Annotated in this window: 23 protein-coding genes; 10 read left to right on the forward strand and 13 right to left on the reverse strand. The window is 66.4% G+C overall.

Annotated features, from left to right (window positions below; translation table 11 throughout):
• The coding region (mycP, locus tag ACFQ4H_RS29195; RefSeq protein ID WP_377577034.1) for a type VII secretion-associated serine protease mycosin at positions 1–1,235 on the reverse strand (1,235 nt) is incomplete at its 3' end.
• A gap of 153 nt (positions 1,236–1,388) precedes the next feature.
• Between mycP and ACFQ4H_RS29200 the strand changes: the two genes are divergently transcribed.
• Both ACFQ4H_RS29200 and ACFQ4H_RS29205 read left to right on the forward strand, forming a co-directional pair.
• Positions 1,389–4,034, forward strand: a complete 2,646-nt coding sequence (locus ACFQ4H_RS29200; protein WP_377577036.1) for an SseB family protein — start codon at positions 1,389–1,391, stop codon at positions 4,032–4,034.
• Positions 4,031–4,396 carry a hypothetical protein gene (locus ACFQ4H_RS29205; protein WP_377577103.1) on the forward strand — a complete coding sequence of 122 codons (366 nt, stop codon included), beginning with the start codon at positions 4,031–4,033 and terminating at the stop codon, positions 4,394–4,396. The genes ACFQ4H_RS29200 and ACFQ4H_RS29205 overlap by 4 nt, the downstream gene beginning before the upstream one ends.
• Positions 4,397–4,533: 137 nt before the next feature.
• On the opposite strand, the gene ACFQ4H_RS29210 is transcribed toward ACFQ4H_RS29205, so the two are convergent.
• Positions 4,534–5,478, reverse strand: coding sequence for an alpha/beta fold hydrolase (locus ACFQ4H_RS29210; RefSeq protein WP_377577039.1), 945 nt, complete (start codon positions 5,476–5,478; stop codon positions 4,534–4,536).
• A 167-nt stretch (positions 5,479–5,645) separates the two neighbouring features.
• Here ACFQ4H_RS29210 and ACFQ4H_RS29215 point away from each other — a divergent pair, with 167 nt between their 5' ends.
• The gene (locus ACFQ4H_RS29215) at positions 5,646–6,881 is read left to right on the forward strand and encodes a C45 family autoproteolytic acyltransferase/hydolase (protein WP_377577042.1); all 1,236 of its coding nucleotides are present in this window, start codon (positions 5,646–5,648) and stop codon (positions 6,879–6,881) included.
• Here ACFQ4H_RS29215 and ACFQ4H_RS29220 read toward each other — a convergent pair.
• From ACFQ4H_RS29220 to acs, 3 genes are all read right to left on the reverse strand, one after another.
• A complete protein-coding gene (locus tag ACFQ4H_RS29220) occupies positions 6,874–7,374 on the reverse strand; it encodes a hypothetical protein (RefSeq protein ID WP_377577045.1) in 501 nt (166 codons plus the stop codon). The two genes, ACFQ4H_RS29215 and ACFQ4H_RS29220, sit on opposite strands and share 8 nt — an antisense overlap.
• 232 nt (positions 7,375–7,606) lie before the next feature.
• Positions 7,607–10,009: an immune inhibitor A domain-containing protein gene (locus ACFQ4H_RS29225; protein ID WP_377577106.1), complete on the reverse strand. Its 2,403-nt coding sequence runs from the start codon at positions 10,007–10,009 to the stop codon at positions 7,607–7,609.
• Positions 10,010–10,368: 359 nt separating this feature from the next.
• Entirely contained in the window at positions 10,369–12,333 is a 1,965-nt protein-coding gene (acs, locus tag ACFQ4H_RS29230; RefSeq protein ID WP_377577048.1) for an acetate--CoA ligase, read from the reverse strand.
• Between the two features lie 162 nt (positions 12,334–12,495).
• Here acs and ACFQ4H_RS29235 point away from each other — a divergent pair, with 162 nt between their 5' ends.
• Positions 12,496–13,266, forward strand: coding sequence for a Fic family protein (locus ACFQ4H_RS29235; RefSeq protein ID WP_377577051.1), 771 nt, complete (start codon positions 12,496–12,498; stop codon positions 13,264–13,266).
• A 106-nt stretch (positions 13,267–13,372) separates the two neighbouring features.
• Here the strand turns inward: ACFQ4H_RS29235 and ACFQ4H_RS29240 are convergent, their stop codons facing one another.
• From ACFQ4H_RS29240 to ACFQ4H_RS29250, 3 genes are all read right to left on the reverse strand, one after another.
• Positions 13,373–14,173, reverse strand: a complete 801-nt coding sequence (locus tag ACFQ4H_RS29240) for an HAD family hydrolase (RefSeq protein ID WP_377577053.1) — start codon at positions 14,171–14,173, stop codon at positions 13,373–13,375.
• A gap of 204 nt (positions 14,174–14,377) precedes the next feature.
• Positions 14,378–15,097: a tyrosine-type recombinase/integrase gene (locus ACFQ4H_RS29245; RefSeq protein WP_377577056.1), complete on the reverse strand. Its 720-nt coding sequence runs from the start codon at positions 15,095–15,097 to the stop codon at positions 14,378–14,380.
• Between the two features lie 449 nt (positions 15,098–15,546).
• Positions 15,547–15,975 (reverse strand): hypothetical protein, encoded by a 429-nt coding sequence (locus ACFQ4H_RS29250; protein ID WP_377577059.1) that lies wholly within the window; start codon positions 15,973–15,975, stop codon positions 15,547–15,549.
• A gap of 194 nt (positions 15,976–16,169) precedes the next feature.
• Here ACFQ4H_RS29250 and ACFQ4H_RS29255 point away from each other — a divergent pair, with 194 nt between their 5' ends.
• Positions 16,170–16,760: a helix-turn-helix domain-containing protein gene (locus tag ACFQ4H_RS29255; protein ID WP_377577062.1), complete on the forward strand. Its 591-nt coding sequence runs from the start codon at positions 16,170–16,172 to the stop codon at positions 16,758–16,760.
• A 23-nt stretch (positions 16,761–16,783) separates the two neighbouring features.
• Here ACFQ4H_RS29255 and ACFQ4H_RS29260 read toward each other — a convergent pair whose 3' ends face one another.
• The 4 genes from ACFQ4H_RS29260 to ACFQ4H_RS29275 form a co-directional block, all read right to left on the reverse strand.
• Positions 16,784–17,509, reverse strand: a complete 726-nt coding sequence (locus ACFQ4H_RS29260; protein WP_377577065.1) for a GntR family transcriptional regulator — start codon at positions 17,507–17,509, stop codon at positions 16,784–16,786.
• Positions 17,510–17,588: 79 nt separating this feature from the next.
• Positions 17,589–17,879, reverse strand: a complete 291-nt coding sequence (locus ACFQ4H_RS29265) for a hypothetical protein (RefSeq protein ID WP_377577067.1) — start codon at positions 17,877–17,879, stop codon at positions 17,589–17,591.
• A complete protein-coding gene (locus tag ACFQ4H_RS29270; RefSeq protein WP_377577070.1) occupies positions 17,861–18,103 on the reverse strand; it encodes a hypothetical protein in 243 nt (80 codons plus the stop codon). Before ACFQ4H_RS29270 ends, ACFQ4H_RS29265 begins: the two co-directional genes overlap by 19 nt.
• Positions 18,096–18,365, reverse strand: a complete 270-nt coding sequence (locus ACFQ4H_RS29275; protein ID WP_377577073.1) for a hypothetical protein — start codon at positions 18,363–18,365, stop codon at positions 18,096–18,098. The genes ACFQ4H_RS29270 and ACFQ4H_RS29275 overlap by 8 nt, the downstream gene beginning before the upstream one ends.
• A gap of 391 nt (positions 18,366–18,756) precedes the next feature.
• Between ACFQ4H_RS29275 and ACFQ4H_RS29280 the strand changes: the two genes are divergently transcribed.
• Positions 18,757–19,515 carry an XRE family transcriptional regulator gene (locus tag ACFQ4H_RS29280; protein ID WP_377577076.1) on the forward strand — a complete coding sequence of 253 codons (759 nt, stop codon included), beginning with the start codon at positions 18,757–18,759 and terminating at the stop codon, positions 19,513–19,515.
• Positions 19,516–19,517: 2 nt separating this feature from the next.
• Entirely contained in the window at positions 19,518–19,988 is a 471-nt protein-coding gene (locus ACFQ4H_RS29285) for an NUDIX hydrolase (RefSeq protein WP_377577079.1), read from the forward strand.
• Here ACFQ4H_RS29285 and ACFQ4H_RS29290 read toward each other — a convergent pair.
• On the reverse strand, positions 19,976–20,602 hold the full coding sequence (locus tag ACFQ4H_RS29290) for an HDIG domain-containing metalloprotein (RefSeq protein WP_377577082.1): 627 nt from the start codon (positions 20,600–20,602) through the stop codon (positions 19,976–19,978). The genes ACFQ4H_RS29285 and ACFQ4H_RS29290 overlap by 13 nt on opposite strands.
• Before the next feature lie 120 nt (positions 20,603–20,722).
• On the opposite strand from ACFQ4H_RS29290, the gene ACFQ4H_RS29295 reads away from it, so the two are divergent.
• From ACFQ4H_RS29295 to ACFQ4H_RS29305, 3 genes are all read left to right on the forward strand, one after another.
• Positions 20,723–21,385 carry a YdcF family protein gene (locus ACFQ4H_RS29295; protein ID WP_377577085.1) on the forward strand — a complete coding sequence of 221 codons (663 nt, stop codon included), beginning with the start codon at positions 20,723–20,725 and terminating at the stop codon, positions 21,383–21,385.
• 263 nt (positions 21,386–21,648) lie between these two features.
• The gene (locus ACFQ4H_RS29300) at positions 21,649–22,878 is read left to right on the forward strand and encodes a dsDNA nuclease domain-containing protein (RefSeq protein WP_377577088.1); all 1,230 of its coding nucleotides are present in this window, start codon (positions 21,649–21,651) and stop codon (positions 22,876–22,878) included.
• Between the two features lie 613 nt (positions 22,879–23,491).
• Positions 23,492–25,450, forward strand: a complete 1,959-nt coding sequence (locus ACFQ4H_RS29305; protein ID WP_377577091.1) for a hypothetical protein — start codon at positions 23,492–23,494, stop codon at positions 25,448–25,450.
• Positions 25,451–25,611 lie beyond the last annotated feature (161 nt).

Genomic DNA, 25,611 nt, shown 5'->3' on the forward strand with positions numbered 1-25,611 from the left:
GGCCCCCCCCACGTCTCCGCCGGCCCGGCGGGACGCCACCGGCGGCGGGCGCCCCGGGGCAGCACCACGGCCAGCAGGACCACCGCCCCGGCGAGGATGCCGCCGACCCCGGCCAACCACAGGGCCCGCTGCCGGACCGTCGCTCGCCGCTCCTGCGTGGCGGTCACCGCCGGATCGACCTGCTGCGCCGGTAGCGCCCGGGCCGGCCGGGGCCGCTGCTCCACCGACGAGGTGTCGGTGACCGCCCGGTACGGGTTCAGCACCCCACTGCCGTACGCCCGGCTGTCCGTTCCAGCCGGTGCCGGATCAGCCGTCGCGGTGATCCGATCGATCACCTGCGCTGCCGACAGGTCCGGCCAGTACTGGCGGATCAGTGCGGCGGTCGCCGACACGAAGGGGGCCGCGTAGCTGGTGCCCTCCTGTTTGCGGTGTCCTCGCCCGGGAACGGCGGCCAGCACACCGCTGCCCGGGGCGACCACGTCGACGTACGTGCCGACCTGCGAGAAGGGAGCGCGGACGCCGTCCGGTCCGATGGCGCCCACGCCGAGCACCCCCTCGTACGCTGCGGGGTAGGGGAGCGGGTCACCGTTTTCGTGCAGGTTCCCGGCGGCGGCAACCACCACCACGTCCTTCCCGACCGCGTAGTCGATCGCGGCACGGACCGCCGGATTGTCGTCGTACAGGACCACGGACAGGTTGAGGACGCTGGCGTCGTTGTCCACCGCCCAACGGATGGCCCGGGCGAACTGCGCCGGGGTGACCGTACGCCCCGACTCCCGGCCCTCGATGATCTGCTGTTCGCTGATGCGTACCGGGAGGATCCTGGCCTGCGGTGCGAGCCCGTGGAAAGCCACGCCCTGCTGGCTGGTAGCGGCGATGATGCTTGCCACCGCAGTGCCGTGACCAGCACAATCGAGGTTGCCGTCGGGTCCCCGGTCGAGCAGGTCGACACCCTTGAGCACCCGGCCCCGTAACTGGGCGTGTCTGGTGTCGACCCCAGAGTCGATCACCGCGACGGTCACCCCGGTGCCGGTGGCCAGTGGGGCCAGGCGGCTCGGCAGGTAGCGTTGCTGGGCCCACGGGGTCTCCGTGACGGGTTCAACTGGAGCCAGTGCGGAGGTGCACCTCGCGGCGACGCGTTTGGCCGCTGCCGGAGTGGCAAGAACACCGCTGGGCAGCACAGATGCGAGCATCATGAGGCTGGCGAGCGCGGTCCGTGCTGTCCGGCCAGGCATGGTCTGCCTCTCAGATCGTGTCGGGTCCGAGACCGGATGTTATCGGTGGATAGTCGGCCGCGGCATCCACCGCTGGCCTGTCATTGTGATCTTGTATCAACCTTGTAGGTTGTACGCGATGCCTGTGGCCTCTGCGGCGGAAGGGAGGTGGCCGTGACCCACTGGGAGCCGGCCACCGAGGCCGAGGCTGCGATGCGGGATGCCCTGCGCGCGAACGATCAGGAACTCTATTTCCGGATCCTCTCGCGTACGGAACTGCTGCTACCGGTTTCCGCCAACACCATCGCCGGGCAGGTCCCGACGGGTTGGGGCACCTGGACCACGAACGGGCGCACCCACGTGTTGGCGTTCACCTCCGCAGTCGCGCAGCGGGCGTGCCTAGGTGAGAACGCGGGTTCGACCCGCCGGATCCACTACTACGAGTTGGCCGGTGACTGGCCCAACCTGGAGTGGTGGCTGGCGGTCAATCCGGGACTGCCGATCGAGGGCTACCTGCCGGCGTGGTTCGTGTCACAGCTGGCCCGGGGCGATGTCCGGTTACCCGGACGGACGATGGGAGCGCGAGCGCGACTGGACCGGGCCGAAACAGCGGCGCGGGCCAGGGCCACCGCAGCCGTCCCGAACCGCCCGGTGTCGCCGCCAGCCCCACCGGGCTCGTTACCCGGTCGCCCCACGTCACCAGCTCCCTTCGCGTTGCCGGCTGCTCCGCCCGCAGCCCAGCCCCCGGTACCGCCCTTCGCCCCGCCCGCACAGGCGATCACTGCGCCTACGCGGCCTTTCAGCCTGCCGGCGCAACCGTCGGTTCCGCCGGCCCAGCCGCCCGTACCCCCCGTGCCGCCGGTGCCTTCCATGCGGTCCGCCCTGCCGCCGGCTCCGGCCGATGCGCAACCCGTACCGCCCGCTCCGGCCCCGGCGACCCACTCGTCGCCCTGGATTCCGGACCTCCCGGGTCCGAACCGGCCGGGTGGCCGTAACGGCCACAACGGCGGTGCGTCGGTGTGGGACGGACACGACGAAGCGAACGTGGTGCCCGGTGGCGGTGCACCGGATGCGCTGAGGTCGTACGACCCGCCGGGCGGTGTGCCGGCGGATCAGCCGGAGCCGCACTTCCCCAACTGGTATCAGCCAGCTGGCCCGCCAGCCGGGTCGGCCGGCCCGCCTGAGCCGGCCCGTGAGCCCGCGCAGCGTACGCCGGACGTCGTTGAGACACCGGTGCCCGAGCAGAAGCCGTTCTCCCTGTTCGAGAAGGTTCCACGGCCCGCCACCGACGTACCCACCGTCAGCGGCGGCCCCGGAAACGACGACCCCAGCGAGCCGGAGCACTCCCTCTTCGCGGCGTCGGACGCCTTCCGTGAGCCTGCACGGTCCGGCTTTACCGAACCGGACGCTTATAGCGCGCCGGATGCCTATCGCGAGCCGGATGCCTATCGTGAGCCCGAGCCACAGGCGGATTCGGTCGACGCGACGGAGTTCGACCTGTTCCGGCCGGTGCGGCCGGCGGAGGCCGTGTTCCAGGCTGAGCAGTCGTCGACCGACCTGTTCGGCAACGAGTCGTCGTCAGCCGGCCTCTTCCAGGTCGAGCAGTCGTCGACCGGGTCGCCCCAGGTCGAGCAGCCATCCGCCGGCGTGTTCCAGGCCGAGCAGTCATCGGCCGGCGTGTTCCAGGTTGAGCAGTCGTCTACCGAGTTGTCCCAGGTTGAGCAGTCGTCGACCGACCTGTTCGGCAACGAGATCGACGAAGGACCGGCCGAAGTGCCGGCCACCTCCGCCCCGGCCGTGGACCGTGAACCCGACCCGCCGGCGTTGCCGACGCCGATCCCAGCGGACTTCGACCCCGCCAACGATGTCGAGCGGAGTCTGCTCGACGCGGTCGAGGACGGCAGTACGGACAGCTTCCTGTCCACGCTGCTGCTGGCCAGGGTGCTGTTGCCGGTTTCGGCGCTGTCCGTACCCGGCAGTCGACCCGGTGACGACGGCTTCGACTGGCATACCGAGCGGATCGACGGCGAGACGTACGTCGTGGTGTTCACCTCACCCGAGCGGCTGGCCGACCACCTCGACGGATCGGCCGAGACGATCAGTGAGAAGTTCGTACGGCTGATCCGGCGGTGGCCGAATGACGATTGGTCGTTCGCGGTCAACCCGGGTACCCCGGTCGGCGCGAAGCTGCCCGGTGCGCAGATCGTCGCGTTGGCCAACTGGGCCGCCGAACTGGGGCTCGGGGACGACGTGAGTGCCGCCGAGCCGGTGGAGACGAACCCGGTCGAGGAGCCGCAACCCCGGTCGACGTACGCGCCGGCCCGGGAGGATCCGAGCCGGCCGATAATGATGCAGAAGATGATTTCGCCGAGCCAGCTGTCGTTCTATCTCGACCGTGGCTACGACCGTGTCTCGGGCTTCCTGCACCGGGTCACCGAGGTTGCCCATCTGAACACGCCGGCCAAGCTCTACGCGGCCCTGGGACTCAACTACCCGGGCTCGCCGTTCTCCCGGGACGCCGACGAGGTGTACCTGCTGCGGTGGCCCGCCTACCGACCGAGCCTGTACCGGATTCCGTACGGCGGGCAGACCGAGGCCGCCATGCGGGCGATGGAAGGCTGGGTGATCGAACGGGCTCCCTTCCGGGGCAACGGTTTCGCTCCCGGTGAGAGCAGTGACGTGGTCGCCGAGTTCAAGGTCGACAGCGCCCGACTGCCGCACGGCACCGAGATGTGGCGGGTCGGCGCCGATGGCACCGAGCGGCTGGTCGCCACCCTGGACAGTGACGTCTGCCGCTGGCGGCAGGTCGGGGGAGACTGATGCGCGACGGCTACACCGCCCGATGGCGGGGCCGGGAGTACGAGGCCAGCCCGGACGGGGACGAGGTACGGCTCTACCAGCCGGAGCCGGGTGACGGGTTCACCGAGGCACGCCCCGGCCGGTTCGTCCGGGTCGTACCCGCCACCGAGGTCGACGACCTGGCGTACGTCCGTACCACCTGCTCCTGGCAGGGGCAGCCGTTCATCGTGCTGGCCGCACACGACTCCTGGCTACGCGTCGAGTACACCGGTGGGCGTTGGCCGATCGCCCAGTCGATGGGGCTGGAAGCCTTCGACTTCGGTGTCTACCAGGGCTGGGCGCCCGCGCACGAGGTGACCGACCTGCGCGAGCATCGGATCTGACACCCGGGACCAGTAGGCCCGGGACCCGTAGGCCCGGGATCAGCAGGTCGTCCCGGCGTGGGGCAGGCGGACCCGGACGTCACCGGCCAACCCCGGTGCCGTTCGTGGGTGTGGTGTCCGCTCGGTCGTGGTCCGGGTCAGGACTTCGTCCAGCGCAGGATCTCGCCGAGGACCAGGTCGGGTGCCTCGACGTGGGGGAAGTGCCCCACCCCGTCGAGGAGCCGCCACTCGTACGGGGCGGTGACGTAGCGGCCCGACCCCTGGGCGGTACGGGGTAGCGACGCCTCGTCGAGTGCCCCGTGCAGTTGGAGTGTCGGTGTGCTCAGTGGCTGCTGCATCAGTCGTACGAACCGGTAGCCGTGCAGCCGCAGGACGGACCGGAAGGCCCATCGGAAGCCCTCCATCGCGCAGAACGCCGCCTGCGGGATCCGCATGGCCTCCCGGCACCGTGCGGAGTATTCGTCGAATGCTGCGCTGGCCACCCAGTTCGGCCCGCCCCACCGGCGCAGGAACTGGTCGACCAGGGTCGCGTTGTCCCGGGTCAGCACATGCTCGTAGCGGGGGAGTTGGAACTTCAGCATCGGAGTCGACGCGGTGAACTGGCCACGTGGGTCAGCGAAGATGGCGGCCCGTAGCCGCAACGGGTGCGGAGCGCCGAGGACGACGAGGCGGCGTACCAGGCGTGGATGGAACGCGGCGGTGGTCCAGCCGATCAGGCCGCCGGCACCCGCCCCGACCACGGTGGCCGTACGTTCACCCAGCGCCCGGATCAGCCCGGCGACATCTGCGGCCAGGGTGTAGCCGTCGTACCCCCGTGGTGGTTTGTCGCTGGCACCGTAACCGCGTAGATCAACCGCAACAGCGCGAAAGCCGGCGTCAGCGACTGCGGGCAACATTTCATGCCAGGCCCACCAGAACTCGGGGAAACCATGTAGAAAGAGCACCATTGGTCCGGTGCCCGCCTCGACTACGTGGAATCTGCTTCCGTTGGCGCCGACGAAACGGTGCTGCCATGGGCCGTCCGTCAGCACGCAGGATTCGTCGACGACGGGACTTCGGCCGCCGCCTCGCTGCTGGGTCATGCCGACAGCCTAGGTGTGATCGCCGATGACAGAGCCCCTAGGACCGCAGTGATCAGGGGATCTTCCGGGATGTCCCCAGGTTTTTCGGGCCGGAGTGACAGTTCCCGGCCGGGAAAGCCCCGAGGAATATCGACGAATGCGGCGGGTCTCGGGGATACCGTGCAGACATGATTTCCGTGACTGAAAAGACAGCCGACGATCTGCCTGTCCCGCTGATCCAGGTGCGCGGCGAGCCGGGAGAGTGCGGCACCAGGTACGGCGTCGCCGCCCGGGAACTCATCGCCGCCAATCTGACCCTCTATCTGCGACGGTTCCGTGACCAGGCGGGACTGGGTGAGTCCGAGGTACATTCCTGCGGCGAGGCGTTCCGGCGGAGCACCCGGTCCAGGCTGCCCCGGATCGCACAGATGCTGGACGGGGTGGCGGCCGGTGCGGACGTACCGGTGGCGGAGATATACGCCCTCAACGGCCGTACCGAGCTGCTCTACGGCACCCGGCGTACCGAATCGGCGTACGGCACCCAACGACCCGAAGGCGACGTCGGCCGACCCGACGGTGACGCCGGCCCGCGCGCACTCGACGTCGGCCGAGCCGACGGCGGTGACGGGGCGTGTACGTCGATCGGTGTGCTGGGTACCCACACCGCCAACGGGCACCTGTTGCTCGGGCAGAACTGGGACTGGCATCCCGACCAGCGGCAGGCGATGGTGCTACTGGCCACCCGGGACGAGACCGGCCACACGGTGCTGACGCTGACCGAGGCGGGCATGCTGGCCAAGACCGGGCTCAATTCCGCCCAGGTGGGTGTCTGCGTCAACATGCTCGGCTGTGACCGGGACGGGCTGCCCGGGGACGGCAGCGAGTCCGGTGTGCCGTACCACGTCCTGTTACGGGCGGCGTTGGAAGCGGACACCCTCACCGGGGCGCTGCGCTCGGTGTGCCGGGCACCGCGGAACAGCTCGATCAACCTGCTGATCGGACAGGCTGCCGAAGCCGGCGGGGAGCTGATCGACCTGGAGTTGGTGCCGGGGGACGTCGGTTGGCTGAATCCGGTCGATGGGCTGATCACCCATGCCAACCACCTGGAGACTCCGCTGCCGGTCCACGACACCATGAAGGACTGGGGCGGTTCGACGTTCTTCCGATCGGCCCGGGTACGCCGGCTGCTGGCCGCACCGGCGGCGCAACGGACGATCACTGAGGACGACCTGGCGACGGCGCTGCGGGACCACGCCAGCTTCCCGCACAGCATCTGCCGGCACGTGGACGAGCGGGATGCGCCGCTCGACCGGTCCGAGACGGTCTATTCCGTACTGCTCGACGTGGCTGCCGGCCGGTTCGGGCTGGCGGTCGGCCCGACCTGCCGGCACGACTACGACTGGTTGACGCTGGACGTCACCTGACCGGGCTGATCTCCACGATGCTGGCCGGGCGGCCCGAGCCACAGCTGATACGCAGGAGTTGGGGCGCGATCGTGACCCGGACGTGGCTACCGGCCGCGAACGTTCCGGCATTCTGGCCGTACAACGCGTATTCGACGCCGTCGTCGGTGACCAACCCGTAGCACGGGCCGGAGCCGCCCCGGGTGATCCGGCCCGCGATCCGGTCACTGGGCAGGTTGTCGGTCGGCTTCTTCGGTGGCCCGGACGGCGGGCGTACGGTCGACGGTGGGACCCCTGGCGATGTCGACGGAGCGTGTCCCGGCGCCGGTTCGGTGGTTCCACCGGGCACACCGGTCGGCGACTGCGTCGATCCGCCGACGGGCGACGATCCCGTGGCCGGGGCACCGGCCGGCTCGACGGCGGGTCCCGTGTCGGCGCAGCCCGCCACCAGCAGGGTCAACGCCGTCGTTGCGATCAGTCGGCCAGCGGTGGACCGGAAGGCTCGTTCCAGCACTTCGTACACCTCCGTTGGACGCCGCCCATGGTGACACGGTTCCTCGTCGCGGCCACGGTTGCCGCTGGCCGGTCATCCGGGCGGACCGGTTCCGAGCGGATCTCACCGTTGAAGGTCAACAGGTAACGGCGTGCCAGGTCGAGCTTGGGCTGGGCAAGCGGCCCAGGTTGAAAAGGGCGGCGCCCGGGGAGGTTGCCCAACCCCGGGCGCCGCGAACGATCAATCTACGAGATCAGGAGATCCGGATCTTGATCGAGGTACCGTCCTCGTCCAGCACGCGGATCTTGGTGCCGGTGGCGGGGAGCTTGACGCCGTGGTTCGGCAGCTCCGGGTACCAGTACTGCTTGGTGTCGTCGAACAGCGGCTGCGCCGCCTGGCCGCGGACGTACATCGGCCGGCCGTTGATGTGCAGGGTCATCGAGTCGGCCTTACGCAGGCTGAACGGCGCGTCGTAGACCTGGACCCGGGCCCGCCACGGCTGGCCGGTCAGGTTGTACAGCGGCTGCGGGTGCGCATCGATGATCATGTTGCGACCCTCACCCGGGTGCTCGAACGTGTCGTTGCCCGTGTACCGCGTGTTCCAGTACGAGATCAGCAGACCCGTCTGGTACGCGTAGTGGTCGACGAAGTCCGGCCGGGTGTTCTCGTAGCCGAAGTAGTACGGGCCGGTCTTCAGGTACTTGTCGTATCCGACGTACGAGCGGTGGCCGGCGATGTAGAAGTTGTCGAACATCTGGGTGTACGACTGCTCCACCACGGTGAAGCCGTTGAGCGTCCAGCCAGCGCCGCCGTCCTCCAGGCCGTCGGAAAGCAGGGTCTGCCCGTCCGCGGTCACGGTGATGGCGTCACCGAAGAAGCCACCCTCGGCGACACCACCGTCGGTGTAGTAACGGAACCGGAACTGCACGACCTGTCCGGCCACGGAGTCGAGCGGAACGTCGATGTCGTACCACTGTCCGTTGCTGCTACCACCGAGCGCCGCCCGGCCGGCCGGGTCGGTCGGAGCCGGCTGCCCGTTGACCGAGAACGGCAGCGCCGTCCAGTTCGCACCGCCGTCGACCGACGTCTCGAAGTAGAAGTAGTCGTAGTCCTGCTCGATCGAGTAGCGACCCTTCAGCGAGAGCGACGCGCTGGTCTTCCCGGTGAGGTCCAGGGTCTTGACCATCGAGTTGTTCAGATCGTCGTCGTTACCAGAGAAGAACTGCTTCGAGCCCTCGGCCGGTGCGCCGTGATCGAACGTGTACTCCCGCTGTGGCAGTACCACCACGGCGGCCTGCGGCTTGCTCGAGTTGTACTCCTGTGGGCCAAGCGTCAGGGTACGGTTCTGGCCCGCCACGACAACCTCGTAGTCGAGCCAGCCGAGCTGCAGCTTGTTCCAGGCGCCGAGGTCGCCACCGCGCTCGCCGATACCGGCGTCGGTCGCGGAACCGAGCCGGCTCTGGGCCATCAGGGTCCAGTGCTCGTTGTTGTTGTCCCCGCCGTTGATGTTGTTGTAGTCGTCCGGCAGACCGAGGTCGTGGGCGTACTCGTGGTAGAAGACGCTCCGGCCACCGTTCTCCGGCTGGACCGTGTAGTCACCGATCCACACCCCGGTGTTGCCGATCTGGGTGCCACCGGCCAGGTTGTACCCCGGTCCGGTCAGGCCGGCGCTGCTCACGTAGGCGTACCAGCGGTGGCTCCAGATGGCGTCCTCGCCCTGCCACGGGTCGCGGTCGGCCTCGTCGCCACCGGCGTGGACGATCTGGAAGTGGTCGATGTAGCCGTCCGGCTCGTTGAAGTTGCCGTCGCCGTCGTAGTCGTAACGGTCCCACTGGTCGAAGGACCGCATGTCTGCGGCGATCTGCTCGTCGGTGCGACCGGCCGCCTGCTGGTCGGCCACCCACTGGTTGGCCGCGTCCCGGACCAGCGCCCACATGTTGGTGCAGGTGGTGTCGGCGCAGACCGCCGGGTCCTGGTTGGCGAAGTCGCCGGAGCGGCCGTAGCGGGCCTCGTTGTAGCGGACCTTCACCCAGTCGGTGACCGTTCCCTCGACGCTGTAGCGTCCGGACGACTGCGACTCGAAGTACTGCTTGAGCGACTCGCCACCCTCGTCCGTACCGAAGTACAGGTTGCGGAAGTAGTCGGCGTTGTAGTCCGGCCGCCATACGGTGGAGTTGTCCACCGCGCGGTTCGGCGCGGGAATCTCGTTACGCAGCGGACCGTCGAAACGGACCGGCCCCGGCGTGTCCGGGTCGGTGTCCTTGTCCGGGTAGCTCGGGTGCCGCTCGTTACCGAACTCGGTCAGGATGACGAAGATCCGGTCGGTCTGCTCCCGGCCCAGTTCGACGTACTGGTCCTGGGTCTGCTGGCTGCCCGCACCGCGCGCACCTGGCGCGGCGGCACGTACGGTCTCGCCAACCTTGACGACGGTGCTGCCGTTACGCTTCTCCGCCTTGGCGCGGCCGGTCAGGACCTCGGAGAGGCCCTTCTCCCGCAGCGCGCGCCGCTTGGACTCAAAGGGGTTGGGCAGATCGTCCGAGTGCTTCGCTTTGGAAGCCGACTGGGCTGTGGCTGGCGCATCGGCATGCGGTGCGGCGTAGGCGGCCGGGCTGAAGGTGGCGCCCGCCGCGGTCAGCGTAAGCCCGAGCAGCCCCACTGCGACTTTGCGCACGTGGTACCTCCGGTGTTAGGTGACCCGGCCCAACGGCAGTATGGGCCGGAAGATCGATCCCGTTAACGGGATCAATGTGCAACCTAGACACTGGCGCGATCGCTGGGAAGTATGTACGCCGGTTTATTGCAAGATCTTGTCGTGGCACGCCCCCTATGTCACATCTCGCGCGACGATAGGCAATGGCCGGAGCCGGTCTGATGTGGTAAATCGACCATAATCCACGATGGGCGGACCGACATGGTCCGCCCATCGAAATATTTCACTATTACCCTACTCGTCGCCTGCCGAAAGGCCCGAGGCGGATATTCATGCCATCGACCGGAATCGTCCAGGTCGGAGGCTCAGTCCTCGTCGGACTTGCCAGACGTCAGGCCCGACGAGATGAGCTCCATCACCGACGAGTCCTGGAGCGTGGTTACGTCGCCGAGGGACCGGTTCTCCGCCACGTCCCGCAGCAACCGCCGCATGATCTTGCCGGACCGGGTCTTCGGCAACTCCGGTACGAGCATGATCTGACGCGGCTTGGCGATCGGTCCCAGCGACTTGGCGACGTGGTTACGCAGCTCCGCGATGAGCGCCTCGCCGGCCTCGCCAGCGGTGTCCACATGACCACGGGGAATGGTGAACGCCACGATCGCCTGCCCGGTGGTCGGGTCGGTGGCCCCCACCACGGCCGCCTCCGCCACCGACGGGTGCGAGACCAGCGCCGACTCCACCTCGGTGGTGGAGATGTTGTGACCCGACACCAGCATCACGTCGTCGACCCGGCCCAGCAGCCACACGTGCCCGTCGGCGTCCTTCTTCGCACCGTCACCGGCAAAATAACGGCCGGGGAACCGGGACCAGTACGTGTCGATGAACCGCTGGTCGTCGCCCCAGATGGTGCGCAGCATCGACGGCCACGGCTCGCTGAGCACCAGGTAGCCACCGCCCCCGTTCGGTACCGGCACCCCCTGGTCGTCGACCACGTCCGCGCTGATGCCCGGGAGCGGCGACATGGCGCTGCCCGGCTTGGCCGCGGTCACCCCCGGCAGCGGCGAGATCATCATGCCGCCGGTCTCGGTCTGCCACCAGGTGTCCACGACCGGCAGCTCACCCCGGCCGACGTGCTGCCGGTACCAGATCCAGGCCTCCGGGTTGATCGGCTCACCGACGCTGCCGAGCAGCCGCAACGACGACAGGTCGTAGCCGGCCGGAATGTCGTCGCCCCACTTCATCATCGTGCGGATCAGGGTCGGCGCGGTGTAGAGGATGGTCGCCCGATACCTGTCGACGATCTCCCAGAAGCGCCCCTTGTGCGGGGTGTCCGGGGTGCCCTCGTACATGATCTGGGTGGCGGCGTTGGAGAGCGGGCCGTACACGATGTAGGAGTGCCCGGTCACCCAGCCGATGTCGGCGGTGCACCAGAAGACGTCCGTCTCCGGCTTCAGGTCGAAGACCGCGTGCGTGGTGTACGACACCTGGGTCAGGTAGCCGCCGGTGGTGTGCAGAATGCCCTTCGGGCGGGCGGTCGTGCCGCTGGTGTAAAGGATGAACAGCGGGTGCTCGGCGTCGAACGGCTGCGCCTCGTGCTGCTCGGCGGCCGTCTCCACCGTGTCGTGCCACCAGAGGTCCTTGTCGGTCCAGGTGACCTCCCCGCCGGTACGTCGGACCACCAGCACGTGCTCGACCGTCGGGCACTGGGCCACCGCGTCGTCCACGGTCGGCTTGAGCGCCGAGGGCTTGCCCCGCCGGTAGCCACCGTCGGCGGTGATCACCACCTTGGCGCTGGCATCCTGGATCCGGTTGGTCAGCGCGTCGACGGAGAAGCCGCCGAAGACCACGCTGTGCGTCGCACCGATCCGGGCACAGGCCAGCATCGCGACCGCCGCCTCCGGGATCATCGGCAGGTAGATGGCCACCCGGTCACCCGCGGTGACGCCGAGGTCGGTCAGCGCGTTGGCCGCCTGGCTGGTCATCCGGAGCAGGTCGGCGTACGTGATGGTGCGGGTGTCGCCCGGCTCGCCCTCCCAGTGGATGGCGACCCGGTCCCCGAGACCGGCCTTGACGTGCCGGTCCAGGCAGTTGTAGGCGACGTTGAGCTGCCCACCGACGAACCATTTGGCAAACGGCGGGTTCGACCAGTCGAGCACCTGGTCCCAGTCCCTGGCCCAGTCCAGCCGACGGGCCTGCTTGTCCCAGAAGGCCAGCCGGTCGGCGGCGGCCTCGGCGTAGGCCTCGGCGGTGACGTTCGCTTCGGCGGCGAGTGCGGCCGGCGGCGGGAACTCCCGTGTCTCCTGCAGCAGATTTGCCAGGGTCTCGCTCATGGTGTGGGGGCTCCTCCTGCGTCAGGGTGACGTATGTCTCGGCTAGGAAGGTTAACTGTGCCGCCCTGGTCAGGGCGAGTGTTGGCCAGGACCGGGCCGAACCGACGCGCCGAATGGCCGCTGCTGAGCGCCGGCCGGTCGGGGGTCGCTAGCGTGGTCACCGTGACCACTGATCCACTCGCCCCGCTGCTCACCCTCACCGACATCGGACCGGCCGTAGAGCAGGCCCGCGACCGGGTCGACCAGGCGCTGCGGCACCGCGCGCTACGCCGGCACGGCGGACAGGTCGCGGCCGAGGTCAGCCTCCGCTCCGCCGTGGCCAGCGCAGCCCTGGAGGGGTACGCCCACGAGCGCGAGGCGGTCCGCGCCGGTACGGTCACCGACCCGGTGCTCCAGGGGGCGTTGCGGGTCGCCGGGGCGCTGCCCGGCCTGGCCGACCTGTGGCCCAGGGCACCTCGACAGGTGCTGGCCAAGCTGCACACCCTGGCCGCCCGAGGGGTGGTCGCCGAGGAGGCGCTCGGTCGTCCGGCGGCCGAGGATGCCCTCCGCCCGGTCGCCGACCTGGCGATCGGCGCACGGCTGGACGGTCTGGCCCAGTTGGTGGCCGGGGGTACCAAGGTGTCGCCGCTGGTCCTGGCTGCGGTGGTACACGGCGAACTGCTGGCGCTGCGGCCGTTCGTCGGGCCCTCCGGGGTGGTCGCGCGGGCCGCCGCCCGGCTCACCCTGCTCTCCACCGGGCTCGACCCCCGTGGGCTGGTCGCCGTAGACGTCGGCCACCGGGAGCGGGAGCCGGAGTACGTCGGCGCGGCCGGGGCCTTCGCCACCGGTACGCCGGACGGGCTCAGGTCCTGGCTGCGGCACTACATGACAGCCGTGGAGATCGGCGCGGAGCAGCTCACCGTGATCGGCGACGAGATCCTCGCCGCCGCCTGACCTGCTCCAACCGCGTTGATCCGTACCCGTCCGGGCTGATCCGTACCCGTCCGGGTCGATTCCGTACCCTCGCCGGGTCGGGGCAGCCCGTTGCGGTCCGAGCCGGTCAGCCCGTTGCGGTCCGGGCCCGGCGGTGCCGGCCGTACCAGGCGATGCCGATGGCGACGCTGACCCCGACCCCGATGGCGGCTGCCGCCACCGGCACGGCGGGACGCTGCCGTAGCCGTCGGCCGAGCGGAACCGGGTGCCGGAACTCCAGCACCGGCCAGGCGTTCTCGGTGGCCAGCTTGCGCAGCGTCCGGTCCGGGTTGACGGCGGTGGGGTGGCCGACGCACTCCAGCAGGGGACGGTCGCTGATCGAGTCGGAATAGGCGTACGACTCGGCAAGGTCGTAGCCCCGCTGTTCGGCCAGTTCGCTCACGGCGTCGACCTTGCTCGGTCCGGCCGCGTAGAACTCGACTTCGCCGCTGTAGCGTCCGTCCTCGACCGTCATCCTGGTGGCGATCACGTCGGTGATTCCGAGTAGCTCACCGATCGGCCGTACCATCTCCTCGCCGGAGGCGGAGACGAGTACCACGTCCCGCCCGGCAGCCTGGTGCTCCTCGATCAGAGCGGCTGCCTCGGCGTACACGTACGGATTGATCAGCTCATGCAGCGTCTCGGCGACGATCTGGCGGACCTGGTCCACCTGCCAGCCCTTGCAGAGGGTGGCAAGGTAGTCCCGGGTACGCGCCATCGTCTGCTCGTCGGTGCCGCCCAGCCGGAACATGAGCTGGGCGTACGCGGACTTGACCACGTCACGCCGGGTGATCAGCCCATCCCGGTAGAACGGCCGTCCGAACGCCAGAGCACTCGATTTGGCGATGACGGTCTTGTCTAGATCAAAAAAAGCGGCACTTCGGCCCACGGCGCGAAAGTCTAGCCGGATGGTCTATCGTCGGCGGGTGCGCGGGGTCACCCAAGCACGTCACTGGGCTGGGAGTCCTGACCCGCAGATCAGTCATGCGGTGATGGCGATCACATGAAAAATTCTTAGTTTCGCACGGTGTGGAGTTAACGCCACTCGACGTATACAGCTCGACTCAGGCATGCTTGTATTTACGACACGGTTTCATCTGATCCTGTGTCCTGGGCAGACCCTCGGCGGTTGCACCCCCCGTGACCGCTGAGCGGGTTCGGCTCGACCCCCCCGGAGCCGAGCCCCATAGACGACCCCCGTCTCCCCCCGACGGGGGTCGTCTCCTTCTTCAGGGGCCTTCTCGCCCTGCTCAGGGCTACTTTCCAGCCCGGTTTCGGACGCGGATTCCGGGTCCAGCGGCGGGAAAGTCAGCAGATCGTCAGCGAAGCTCCGACGGACCCGATCGGTGTAGTCGTCCGGCGTGTGGGTGTAGCGGTTGAGCGTGGTCGACGCCTGCTCGTGCCCCAGCACCCGCTGGACCAGGTTGACCGGCACCCTGTCCGTGATCAGCCACGTCGCGTACGAGTGCCGCAGGTCGTGGAACCGCAACCCGCCATAGGCCAGCGTCACCACCCGGGCCACGGCCGCCGCCTCGCTGGTGAACTCGGCCCGCTGCTCGCTGCCGGCCTGGTCCGGCCACACCGCCAGCCAACGCCGCTCACCGAGTTGGGTTACCCGGCCCAGCAGTCCGGCCCGCACAAGTGACGGGAGCCACACCCGCCGCCGGAAGTTCGACCGCCGTTGTGGACCGCCGTCCCGATCGGCGAAGACCAACACCCGGCCGTCCGGTTCCGTCTCGTCCCGATGGCGATGCAACGCCTCCGCCGGGAACCCCGGTATCGGCACCGTCCGCGTTGGGAGCCGTACATTCATTGGTGCGACCGGACCTTTTCTCCCGGAATCACATTGATCAACGGTACGGCCGGTCACCACCAAGCGATCTGGGACCGGCGCGGACGAGCCAACGTCGCCAGACACGTACGGCACGCCATCCGCCGCAGATCGAACCGACGCGGCTTCACCCACTCCTCACAGTGCGGGCAGTAGATCGCGTACACCCGAGCGGCAGCCGACGGCAAACCAATCGCACCGCGTAGAACGGCCTCGACCTCACGAACCGTGTGCCGCAGCCGGACGAAACGAGTACGACGCATCACGACCACCGCCCGAACAGCGGTGGGAGGCGCTCAGAGGAGTGATCGGGGGCAGGGTGAACTACGGTGGGCACAAGGCCCTCCTTCACAAGCTGAGGGGTGGGTTGGGGACGCGGGACGGGCCGGGACTCTTGGCGGGGAAACGGCCCGCCCCGCGTGTGAAACTGGTCAGGCAGCAGCCGCAGCGACAGCAGCCGGTTTGATCGCCGTAGCCCGCAGCGAGTACGCCATGCATGCCTTGCACTGCCCCGACGACTTGCACCGCTGCGAGTCGACGTACGGGGTCAGCGTCAGGCCCTCGAACTGGATAGCTGGCGGGTAACCCGGAACCGCCGACGCCGGAGGGACCGGCTGATGCGGCGCGATCATCTTCACTTTGACCTCAGTGGACCGACCGAACTTCCCGGCGTCCGGGTCCAGGTCCAGGTCCAACACCCGAACCACCCACACCCGCTCCCCGGTTTCCTTGTCCCGAGCCTGGTTGTCCAGCTCTGAACGCCGGTCGAAGTCGACCTGTGCATCCACGCCGAGGCACAGCGCCCCGGCAGGGAAGACGTAGTCGAACGGGACCGGCACCTTCAACGTCAGCGGAACCACTACGCAACCTCCAAACCTCACCAGACGCCGTCTGACATCCGGTTGGTTTACCAAGTTACGTCAACATGTAAACACAAGCAAGGCTTGGGTGAGGTTCACACACATTGGACGAAGGCAGCCAAGCTCTGCCGCATCGCAGCCCGCAGAATGGCTACGCCCAGTTGGTGTGACCGCGAGCCGATGGAAGGCGTGGGGTGGACTACCGGGAGTTACTACGCAACGTACGAAAGCGGCCCGGCCTCTACTTCGGACGTGGCGAGTTGTCCTACGACAGGCTGGTTACGTTCCTTCAGGGGTTGGACATCGGTGCACAGGGGCTTGTGCTTGACGGCTTCCGGGAGTTCCTGGTTCTCAAGCTCGATGACGGGGACAACCTGACCTGGTGGGGTCTGGTCGAACGTCTGGTACTCGACGGCAACGCCAGACACCCACTCAACGCAGCGGACGATCAAACCGTCAGTGCTGGGCTGTTCGATCTACTCGACGAGTTTCTTGCCGAGATGAGCAGCCCAGGTAGCCGCAGGCGACTACATCACGAGTACTGGATCTGGAGGCAGTCCCGAAGCTGGTACAACCCGGATCTCATACGCTTCCATAGCTCGCCTCCGCCGCCGATGCTGCGCGCTGAAGAAGCCATGGCCCTACTCGGCGCCAGCAGGCCCGTCCTTTACGACCTGATAGCGGGAGGGCAACTGCGACCTGCACGGGTGGGAGCTGACCTGCTCTTCTACGAGCGTGAAGTCGTTGCCCTCGCCGCTGAGCTACAGGAGAAGTCCGCAGGATGAAGCAGCAGGGAACGCAGTCCCGCTCAGGACAGGGGGTAGGTGTCCTCGATTTCGTGCCGGCTGCCCGGCATCACCAACACCGAGGTCATGATGGGTTCGCCGGATGCCTGGAAGACGGTGATCACTGCGCTGAGCACTGGCTCATCGGCGGGTACTGCGAGGGCTTCGGCTTCGTCTTTGCTGGCCCGGCGGGCGGTCATCCGTTCGGTGGCGTAGTCGCCCCGCAGGCTCTTGAGCCGGGCGATGTGTTCCAGCAGGCCACCATCGATCGGATCAGGTTTGGTAATCCCGGTGCCGACGGCGATGTCCACCGGCACGAACGTCGCCACCAAATCCACCGGCCCGACCTGCGAAACGGTGCGGCGACGCCGCTCGTACACCGGGGTGCCTTCCGGGATGTTCAACTCGGCGGCGATCCGGGCCGTAGCCAGCACCGGGCCGACATGCAGGATCTCCGTGTCGGCGGTCTCGTCCAGCTCGACCGCGTCCCGGGCGTGCTGCGGCGAGGTACGGCCTGACGGCGGGCGGCCCCGTACGAAGCTGCCCCGGCCCTGCTGGGACTCGATCCACCCGTCCTGCTTCAGGATGCCGAGGGCTTTGAGTACCGTCGGGCGGGACACCCCGAACTCTGTGCAGAGTTGGCTTTCCGAGGGCAGGGCCGTGCCGGGCGGGTACGTGTCGTCCTCGATCCGGCCCCGCAGGGTGTTCAACACCCGCAGGTACTTCGGAGTCGGAACCTCGTACGCCATCACAAGCCCTCCAGCAGGAAAGATCACGTCATGTCAATACAGGAGCGTAGATGCTCGCAGCATGACAGCACAACCCGAGTCAGCCGTTTGACAGTCCATCCCCAGCCGGAGGGGTCAACCACCCCGCCCACGAGCCACCACCCGCGATCAACTCCGGGCGGGAGGCACCCGGCCACCGCCGAGGCGGACACCCGTACCGGCCGAACACCCGTAGCGCCGCCCGCCGCATCGCGCACGGCCCGGCCTCGTCGCAGCCCGTGCAACAGTCGTCTCCGCTCGACGGTGTGTGCCGGTCAAGCTGTTCCTGCGCTGCCGCCAGTTCGGCACGTACGGCGGCGGACAGGTAGACGCTCACGGCTGACCAGCCCATGGCAGCAGCGTCGACGCCCGCACCAACACCTGTACCTGCGCGCCGAGCGTGCCGTCCGGCAGGGTCTTGAATCCTTCCAGCCACAGCCAGCCGTCCGACTCCGGCCGGTTGGTCACCAACCTGACCCCGGTCACCCGCAACGCCGTCGGCCTGGCAGACGGGTCGAACCTTTCGGCGGCGGACAGGTGGTAGACCGTGCCGAGACGTACCCGAATGTCAAACACGACGACCCCGCACCGCCAACGGGGCCGGCGTGCCGGCGGGGCTGCGGACGACGGGCCGAAGGCCGGACTTCTTCACGAAGATCTCCCGCTTCTCCACCGCGAGACCGGCCTGATCCAGCACATAGCCAGTCAGCCACGCCCACCCGTAGTAGGTGTCCTTCTTGCACACCGAGATCACCCGGAAGATCAACGCCGACCTACCCCGGAACTGCGGGGACGCATATCCATCGACCCGCACCACATCACCCGGCTCGGGAGTCACCCCCGCCACCCCAATCCGCAAGGTTGGATGGCACCGAGACGGGCGGGCACCCCCAGCAGGCACGGCCGAGCCCCATGACCACTCCTCCAGCACCCATCCCGGTGCCAGCTCATGAGACCGACAGGCGGCCAGACCCACCACAGTCCAGACACGACCGGCGAGTCAACGCCCGCGCCGGCCGCGCCGCCTGCGCCAACACCCGAAGCGCCGCCCGCTGCACGACGTGCTTCCACCCCGCACCAGCGCAAAAGGTGCAGTTCTCAGCGGTAGCGATTGGCTCGATCATGACCATCACTGTCGTCGGCGCAGCGTGACAACTTCACCGCGCCGCTGGACAACGACGGACGTCCACCTCTAATCTCAGACGTCCCTAGATGTCCCGGAGGTCGACATGCCGAACGAGCGTCTACGCGATGCCATGCACCGCAACCAGCTAACCACGGCTGACCTTGCGGCAACTGCTGGAGTCGATCCCAAGACGGTCGAGCGATGGATCACCCAGGATCGCATCCCGTACCCGCGCCACCGCCACGCGATCGCGACCCAGCTCGGTGAGACCCAGTCGCACCTATGGCCGGAAGCCCTGTCTTCAACGCGCGCAGCCGAGGTCGCCCAGTCGGAGTTGGTGCAGATCTACCCGCGCCGCGCAGCAGTGCCAGTAGAACTCTGGCAGCGTCTACTTACGACCCCCACCCAGCAAGTTTCAATCCTGGTCTACGCCGGACTCTTCCTGCCCGAGCAACACCCGCGTCTGATTTCCATACTCCGCGAACGGGTAGAAGCCGGAGCCAAGGTGCGGATTCTTCTCGGTGATCCCGACTCGCCTGAGGTTGCGCAACGTGGGGCCGAGGAAGGAATTGGCAACGCAATCTCCGCGAAGATCCGCAACGTCCTAACCTGGTACGACAAGCTCCGAGAGGTTGATGGGGTGAGTTTAGGGCTGCATAGCACGACGCTGTACAACTCGATTTACCAGTTCGATGACGAGATGTTGGTAAACCCGCACGTCTTCGGATTTCCAGCGGCCCACTCGCCTACGCTGCATCTCCGCAGGCTCGGCAGCGGTGACCTCTTCAACCTCTACGCCGACAGCTTCGACCGTATATGGTCGATGGCCAAGCCTGCTTGGCCGCAACGAGAGGCGCACTGAACATGGCACGGACCGAGTATTTCCACGACGCCAACGCCCCCAAGCCGAACAGCATCGTCGTTGCTGTCACCGCGTTTATCCTGGACCACCAGGGCCGTGTCCTGCTCATCCAGCGCACCGACAACGGGCTGTGGGCACTCCCCGGAGGCGCGCAGGACTTTGGTGAGTCGATCGCCGAAACTGCTGTTCGAGAAACCAAAGAGGAGACCGGAATCGACGTTGAAGTAACAGACATGGTCGGCATCTACACCGACCCTAACCACATCATCGCGTACACCGATGGCGAGGTTCGTCAACAATTCTCGATCTGCTTCCGTGCCCGCTATTTGTCCGGCCAACCGACGGAGAGCGACGAGTCATCCCGGGTCGCGTGGATCAGCCAAGCCGAACTGGACGACCTGAAGATTCATCCATCCATGCGGCTACGCATCGACCACGGATACGCCAACCTAGCGAAGCCCTACATCGGCTGATTTCCATCAAAGTCAGCAAGGCGAGCCTCAGTACGCCGCACCGCTGCCACAATCTCCGGCTCCGCCCGGTTGATGAACCGAGTCACGAGCGCATCAGGCCCATAGCGCGCCCGGATCTCGTTCAAGCGCTCGAACACATCGAAATTCTGCCCGTCCGGTCCAGTCGTCGCGTCGCAGTACCAGAGAGCATCAGCAGTCGCTGACTCCTCCTGCGCGAACTCGGCGACCAGCTCACCGGCTAATCCTCGCTCGTCGGCTTCCAACACCGCGCACGTGTGGTGAGCAACCAGGCGCACGACCCGCTCATGCACACCCTGAGACCGCAGCCACCGGGCACCATCCAACGGATGAAAGCCGGAGTGTGCCAGGGGTGCCGCGTAGCCGATGTCATGCAACCAGGCCGCCGCCACCAGGACCGCTCGATCCGGCCCGTCAAGCACGACCGAGACACGTTCTGCCTTCGCCGCCACCGCCTGCACGTGCTGCCACCGTCGCGGCAGCGACTCACTCAGCAGGGACTCGGCTAGGTCCCGCGCGGTCGTCGTCAACTCCACACCGGCCAGCCTACGGCGGTCGATCGTCTGAGAGTCACCCTCGACGATGCCGCAGCTCACCGACCGACCGTGTCCGATCGGAACACGCCAGTTCACCCGGCTACCGCCTCCGGGGCAGTCCGCACCGCACGCGAGATGCTGTCACCAACACGACCCCACGCCGTCCGTTCGGGGCAGAACATGACGACACCGCCACACGTCCCACCCGCGCTACGCGCAGACGTCGAGTGCCTGTGGGACTACCACGACATGCACCACCATGCCCGACCTTACGATGTCGGGATCGGGTTGGGCAGCCATGATCTCGGTGTCGCCAAGATTGCAGTCGACCTCTTCCACCGGAAGATGTACCCACGCTTGGTCTTCACCGGTGCCAACGCGCCCACCACCATCGAGACGTTCCCCCGAGGCGAGGCCGTCCACTACCGCGAATACGCCATCGAACATGGCGTACCAGCCGACGCGATCCTCATCGAGACACAGGCCAAAAACACCGGGCAAAACATCGAGTTCACCGGTGCCCTACTGGCCAAGCACCAAGTCGAGGCACAATCCGTGATCCTGATGTCCCGGCCGTACCAGCAGCGCCGCGCCTACGCCACCTGCAAGAAGCTCTGGCCCGAGGTCGATGTCATCTGCGCGTCCCACCCGCTCTCACTCGATGACTACGTGACCAGCATCGGCAACGCCACCAGGGTCATAGACATGCTCGTCGGCGACACCCAACGCATCGACAAGTACGCCGAACTCGGCTTCGCCATACCCCAGGACGTGCCCGCCGAGGTCCGCCGCGCCTACACCCGACTGGTCGCTGCCGGCTACACCAGCAGACTCCTCCCATAGGCGTCGCTCTGATCAGCAACGCGTCGTTCGACAGCCGCAAGCGGGCCGCCATCGTTTGCATGATCGAAGGCGCAACCACCAGGGCATCTGTTCCCTCCTGGAATACTTCCTGACTGCAGGGCCAAGCACTGGGCGTGATTGCCAGCTTGCATAGGGGTCGACGGGGAACTCGGCGATCTGTAACATCGGCACGTCGGGTAAATCGAAGGCTACGTTGCGTAGTCGACTGTCGGTGTTTCTCCGGTGGAATGGCGGCGTGAGCTGTGACCGATACTGAGCCTGATTCGGCGGTTGAACCGTTGGAGTCGCTGCTCAAAGTTGCACAGGTACGCAGCGATGGCACTGGCATAGACACTTTCGCTCGCTATGTTTGGCAAGCCAAGCAGGCGGTGCGCCAGTGGTTGACCTGCTTCGCTGGCGATACCCAGTACGTCCTATGCGAGCATTTGGAGGACATTGCCGTCATCCACGCTACTGGATTCCGCTTTATGCAGCTCAAGACCCGCGATCATGGGTCTTGGAGTGCGGCAATGATGTGCGACAAGGGAATCAAGTCGCTGGTTCGTTCATACACCGAGTGTCGGCGAGTCGATCTGCATGAGCGTGCAACGTTCGAGCTATGGCTGGAGGGGCCTGCGGCAGACTCGCCAGAGACCAAGGACTTCGTCGCGGATCCTACCTCCGCTCTAAAACCGCTCAAGGACAAGATCCTATCGGCAGGGTTAGCAAGGGATTGCCTGCGCGACTTCCTACAGCGGCTCGTTGTTCGCGACAACCAGCCATCGCGAGCGTATATCGACGCTCAAGTGCTGCACGAGCTGGGCAGGCTGTGGCCGGCGATGTCGCAGCCCGAACGCGAACAGATTTACGAACGGCTCTTAAAGGCCGCCACGGCGGCTCAAGAGGCCGCTCCTCGGCCTTCAATGATCGAGCATCACCTCGCTACCTTAACCTTCGACAGCTCGGGAGCCCTTCAGGACGGCCGTACAGCGGAGATCGGCGCATTAAGCCGTCAAATGCTCAGCCGCGAAATACTTATGGCGATAACGCCACCACGCCCCAATGACTCCGACGGTGACATGCTCGCGCGCATGGCGAGTGGGGGCAGTGCCTCGTGGCTGGAGCTAAAGATGCTACGCGCTGGGGCGGGCACGGAAACCATCCGCCGTGCGCAGGAGCTGCGCGCCGATATGGAGGTGCAACGCCGACTCCTGCTCGCCAGCCGGGAGAGCGCCGAGGTCGATCTGGAAAAGCTGGCCGATCGGCTTCTAACGATGGCGAAGGCAACCGCGCGAAAAATCGCGCTCTCCGGAGCGAGTGCGCCAGCGACGGTGATCCGTTCGGCGGAAGCAATCACTCATGATCTGCTCAGCCGGCCAAGTGACCTGGCCTTCTGTGATCGTATGTCGCTCTTCGATAAGGACCCAGAGCTTCTATACGGCTACTTGGGGCATCTGTCTGACGTCTGCCGCTTCCCCTGGCGGGCAGAGTGAGTACCACAACTGTCACGTCGCCGGTCGACAGAGGATCGATCTGTGATGGCCCACCGCCATCTCCACCGGTCTCCGGCAATGGCCGAGGGCGCTTCCGATCATCCCGCGAGGCTGAGGCGCGCCTGTTACTGCTCATCGACGGCTTCAGCCGTACGGGTCGCGGCCAGGTACGGCACCTTGAGGGTCGGGTAAAGCTGGCAAAGCTGGACTTCCTGCTCCGATATCCTCGGCACCTCATACGCGTACTGCAGGCCATAGGCGTCACGCCGAACAACCTTCCGATGCTCAATCCCGACGAGGCACCATTGGATGCGCGAATGATGCGTTACCGGTACGGACCCTGGGATCCCTCATACTTCGCCGTACTCGGCTCACTCATCGGCAGAGGGCTGGTTGAAGTCCACCCGCTTCACGGAAAAAGGGGTTTCGGGTACCGAACCACAGACCGAGGAGCAGGCCTCTCCGCCGAGCTCGCCCGGGATGCCAGCTTTACTCGAACGGTTGCACGAATTCGACTGCTGCGCCGCCATCTTGACAAGTCAGGTACAACGCTAAAGGACTACCTGTACCAGCTACCCGAGGTAGCTGATGCAGGTTGGCACGAGGACCTGACATGAGCGGCGATCTCATGCCGACCGAGACCGCAGCAGCCATGCCGCCAGATAATCGTCACCGGCTTGAACTCATCGAGGTCGAACTCGTCGGCGGTCATCCTCCCATTCTCTTCAGGCCAGGCTTCAACCTTATCCACGGCGACCAAACCACAGGCAAGACCACACTCGTTAAGCTAATACGCGCCATGCTCGGCAGCATGCCCAAAAAGCTGCCGCCGGAGGTAGTTGAGCACGTCACCGCAATTCGCGGGCGCGTGTACCTCGGGCCGGCGATTTGGAACGTATACCGGCCACGCACGACAACTGCCGATGCGCTGGTCGAAGTCAGCGAAGAAGAACCTGCCGCGAACCGCGAACCCGTCTCGCTTCGCCTGCCCGTCAAGGGCAGGACGCGTTCCTACAGCCTGTTTCTGCTTGACCAACTCGGTATCCCAGCAATCGATGTTCCGAAAGGCAGTAAGACCGCTAACGGCGCCGCCGACCCGGTCACGATGACCGACTGGCTAACCTACTGCATCATCACCGGGAACGAAATCGACACCGAGCTGATGGGCAGCGGCGACAACTGGCAGAACAACAAGCGGCAGTGGGTCTTCCAACTCGCCTATGGCCTCTATGACCCAGCGGAGGCTCATCAACGAGCAAGACTTAGATCCCTTGAGCTGCAGATCGCTGGATTCGATCAGGCTGCCGAGGTCCGTGAAAAGTTCCTGGCAGAGACTCCCTTCGCCGATCGTAATGTCCTGCAGGAGCACATCGCGGCTCGGAGGCACGAGCTGGAACGAGTAATCGCGGAACGTTCCGCCATCGCCCAAGAGGTCGTTGCCATACCTGGCGTTGAGGAGATACGTCGAACGCTGCTGGCGGCTCGGACAAGGCGAGCTGACCTGGCGGACCGCGTCACTCGCATCCGAGCTCAACTCCAGGACTTGCACGACCTGCACAAGCAACTATCAAGCCAGTCGGCGCGCTTTACCCGGGCAATCGTGGCTGACGAGTGGTTGGTTGACTTTGACTTCCTTGTGTGTCCCCGTTGCGGCAATGACGTAGTGCCGGCCCGCACCGAGCCCGACAAGTGCTACTTGTGCTTGCAGCACCCCCGACCAGCGCCCTCTCGGGCAGACATGCTCGCCGAGCAAGACCGAATCGCCAATCAGATCACTGAAACCGCCGATGTCATTAATAACCGCAGCAACGCACTTAGCACTCTTGAAAGCGAAGTGCGCAACCTAGACGTAACAATCTCCGAGATCGCGCGGCAACTCGATCGGCACACCACGGCATTCGTCTCCGACCGAGCTAATGCGCTCGAACACAGCGCCGCGCAGCAAGCTCGCCTGGAATCCGAGATCCGCAACTTCCGCACTTACGCCGAGCTCTTGGAACGCCACGAACGGGACCTTGAAAACCGCGAGGAATTGCAGGAACAATTAGATGCCGTCAAGGCGCAACTCAAGAGTCGCAAACTTGACCTTGGCGAGGGCGAGGAAAACATCAAGGCACTCGAGCGACGATTGCTTGAATACTTGCGCAAGCTTCGACCCGGCGGCCTCGGCGGTCAGCTTACCGTCAGCATAAATCGGACCACATACGAGCCAATAGTGTCTGGCCGAGCCTTCGAGGAATTGTCAAGTCAAGGGCTAACGACACTCGTTAACATCGCCCACGCACTGGCGCACCATACGGTCGCCATTGATCGCAATCTGCCGATGCCTGGCCTGCTTATCTTAGACGGAGTCTCGGCCAATGCAGGCCACGAAGGATTCGACCTTGACCGCGTGAGCGATGTTTATCGCCTACTCAGCGACGTAGGCAAGAGGTACCGGGGGCGGCTACAGATCGTAGCGGTCGACAACGAAGTCGATCGCAGCATTATCCTGCAGTACGCCAAGTTCTCGGTGCTCACTCTCACACAAGAGAAAAAACTGATCCGACCCGATCAATCGTCTAATAGATAAGCATCTGGCAGGGACGTGACTATCAACTATGTCCTGGGACACGACGTTATTCCACCAGCATGTCTAGTACGGCAGCCGCCGTTCGGGATCATGGTTGGAGTTCGAGGTTGAGGCGGCGTGTGTAGTGGGCTCGGCGGGCTCGGGCTTGATGTTGGCGTCGC

The sequence above is a fragment of the Micromonospora sonneratiae genome, from assembly GCF_042679305.1.
Lineage (GTDB): Bacteria > Actinomycetota > Actinomycetes > Mycobacteriales > Micromonosporaceae > Micromonospora_H > Micromonospora_H sonneratiae.

Coding starts and splice junctions, on each gene's coding strand:
- ACFQ4H_RS29210 (WP_377577039.1), bottom strand. CDS start 5,478: ATGACCCAGCAGCGAGGCGGCGGCCGAAGTCCCGTCGTCGACGAATCC.
- ACFQ4H_RS29215 (WP_377577042.1), top strand. CDS start 5,646: ATGATTTCCGTGACTGAAAAGACAGCCGACGATCTGCCTGTCCCGCTG.
- acs (WP_377577048.1), bottom strand. CDS start 12,333: ATGAGCGAGACCCTGGCAAATCTGCTGCAGGAGACACGGGAGTTCCCG.
- ACFQ4H_RS29245 (WP_377577056.1), bottom strand. CDS start 15,097: ATGAATGTACGGCTCCCAACGCGGACGGTGCCGATACCGGGGTTCCCG.
- ACFQ4H_RS29260 (WP_377577065.1), bottom strand. CDS start 17,509: ATGGCGTACGAGGTTCCGACTCCGAAGTACCTGCGGGTGTTGAACACC.
- ACFQ4H_RS29265 (WP_377577067.1), bottom strand. CDS start 17,879: ATGGGCTGGTCAGCCGTGAGCGTCTACCTGTCCGCCGCCGTACGTGCC.
- ACFQ4H_RS29280 (WP_377577076.1), top strand. CDS start 18,757: ATGCCGAACGAGCGTCTACGCGATGCCATGCACCGCAACCAGCTAACC.
- ACFQ4H_RS29285 (WP_377577079.1), top strand. CDS start 19,518: ATGGCACGGACCGAGTATTTCCACGACGCCAACGCCCCCAAGCCGAAC.
- ACFQ4H_RS29295 (WP_377577085.1), top strand. CDS start 20,723: ATGACGACACCGCCACACGTCCCACCCGCGCTACGCGCAGACGTCGAG.
- ACFQ4H_RS29305 (WP_377577091.1), top strand. CDS start 23,492: ATGAGCGGCGATCTCATGCCGACCGAGACCGCAGCAGCCATGCCGCCA.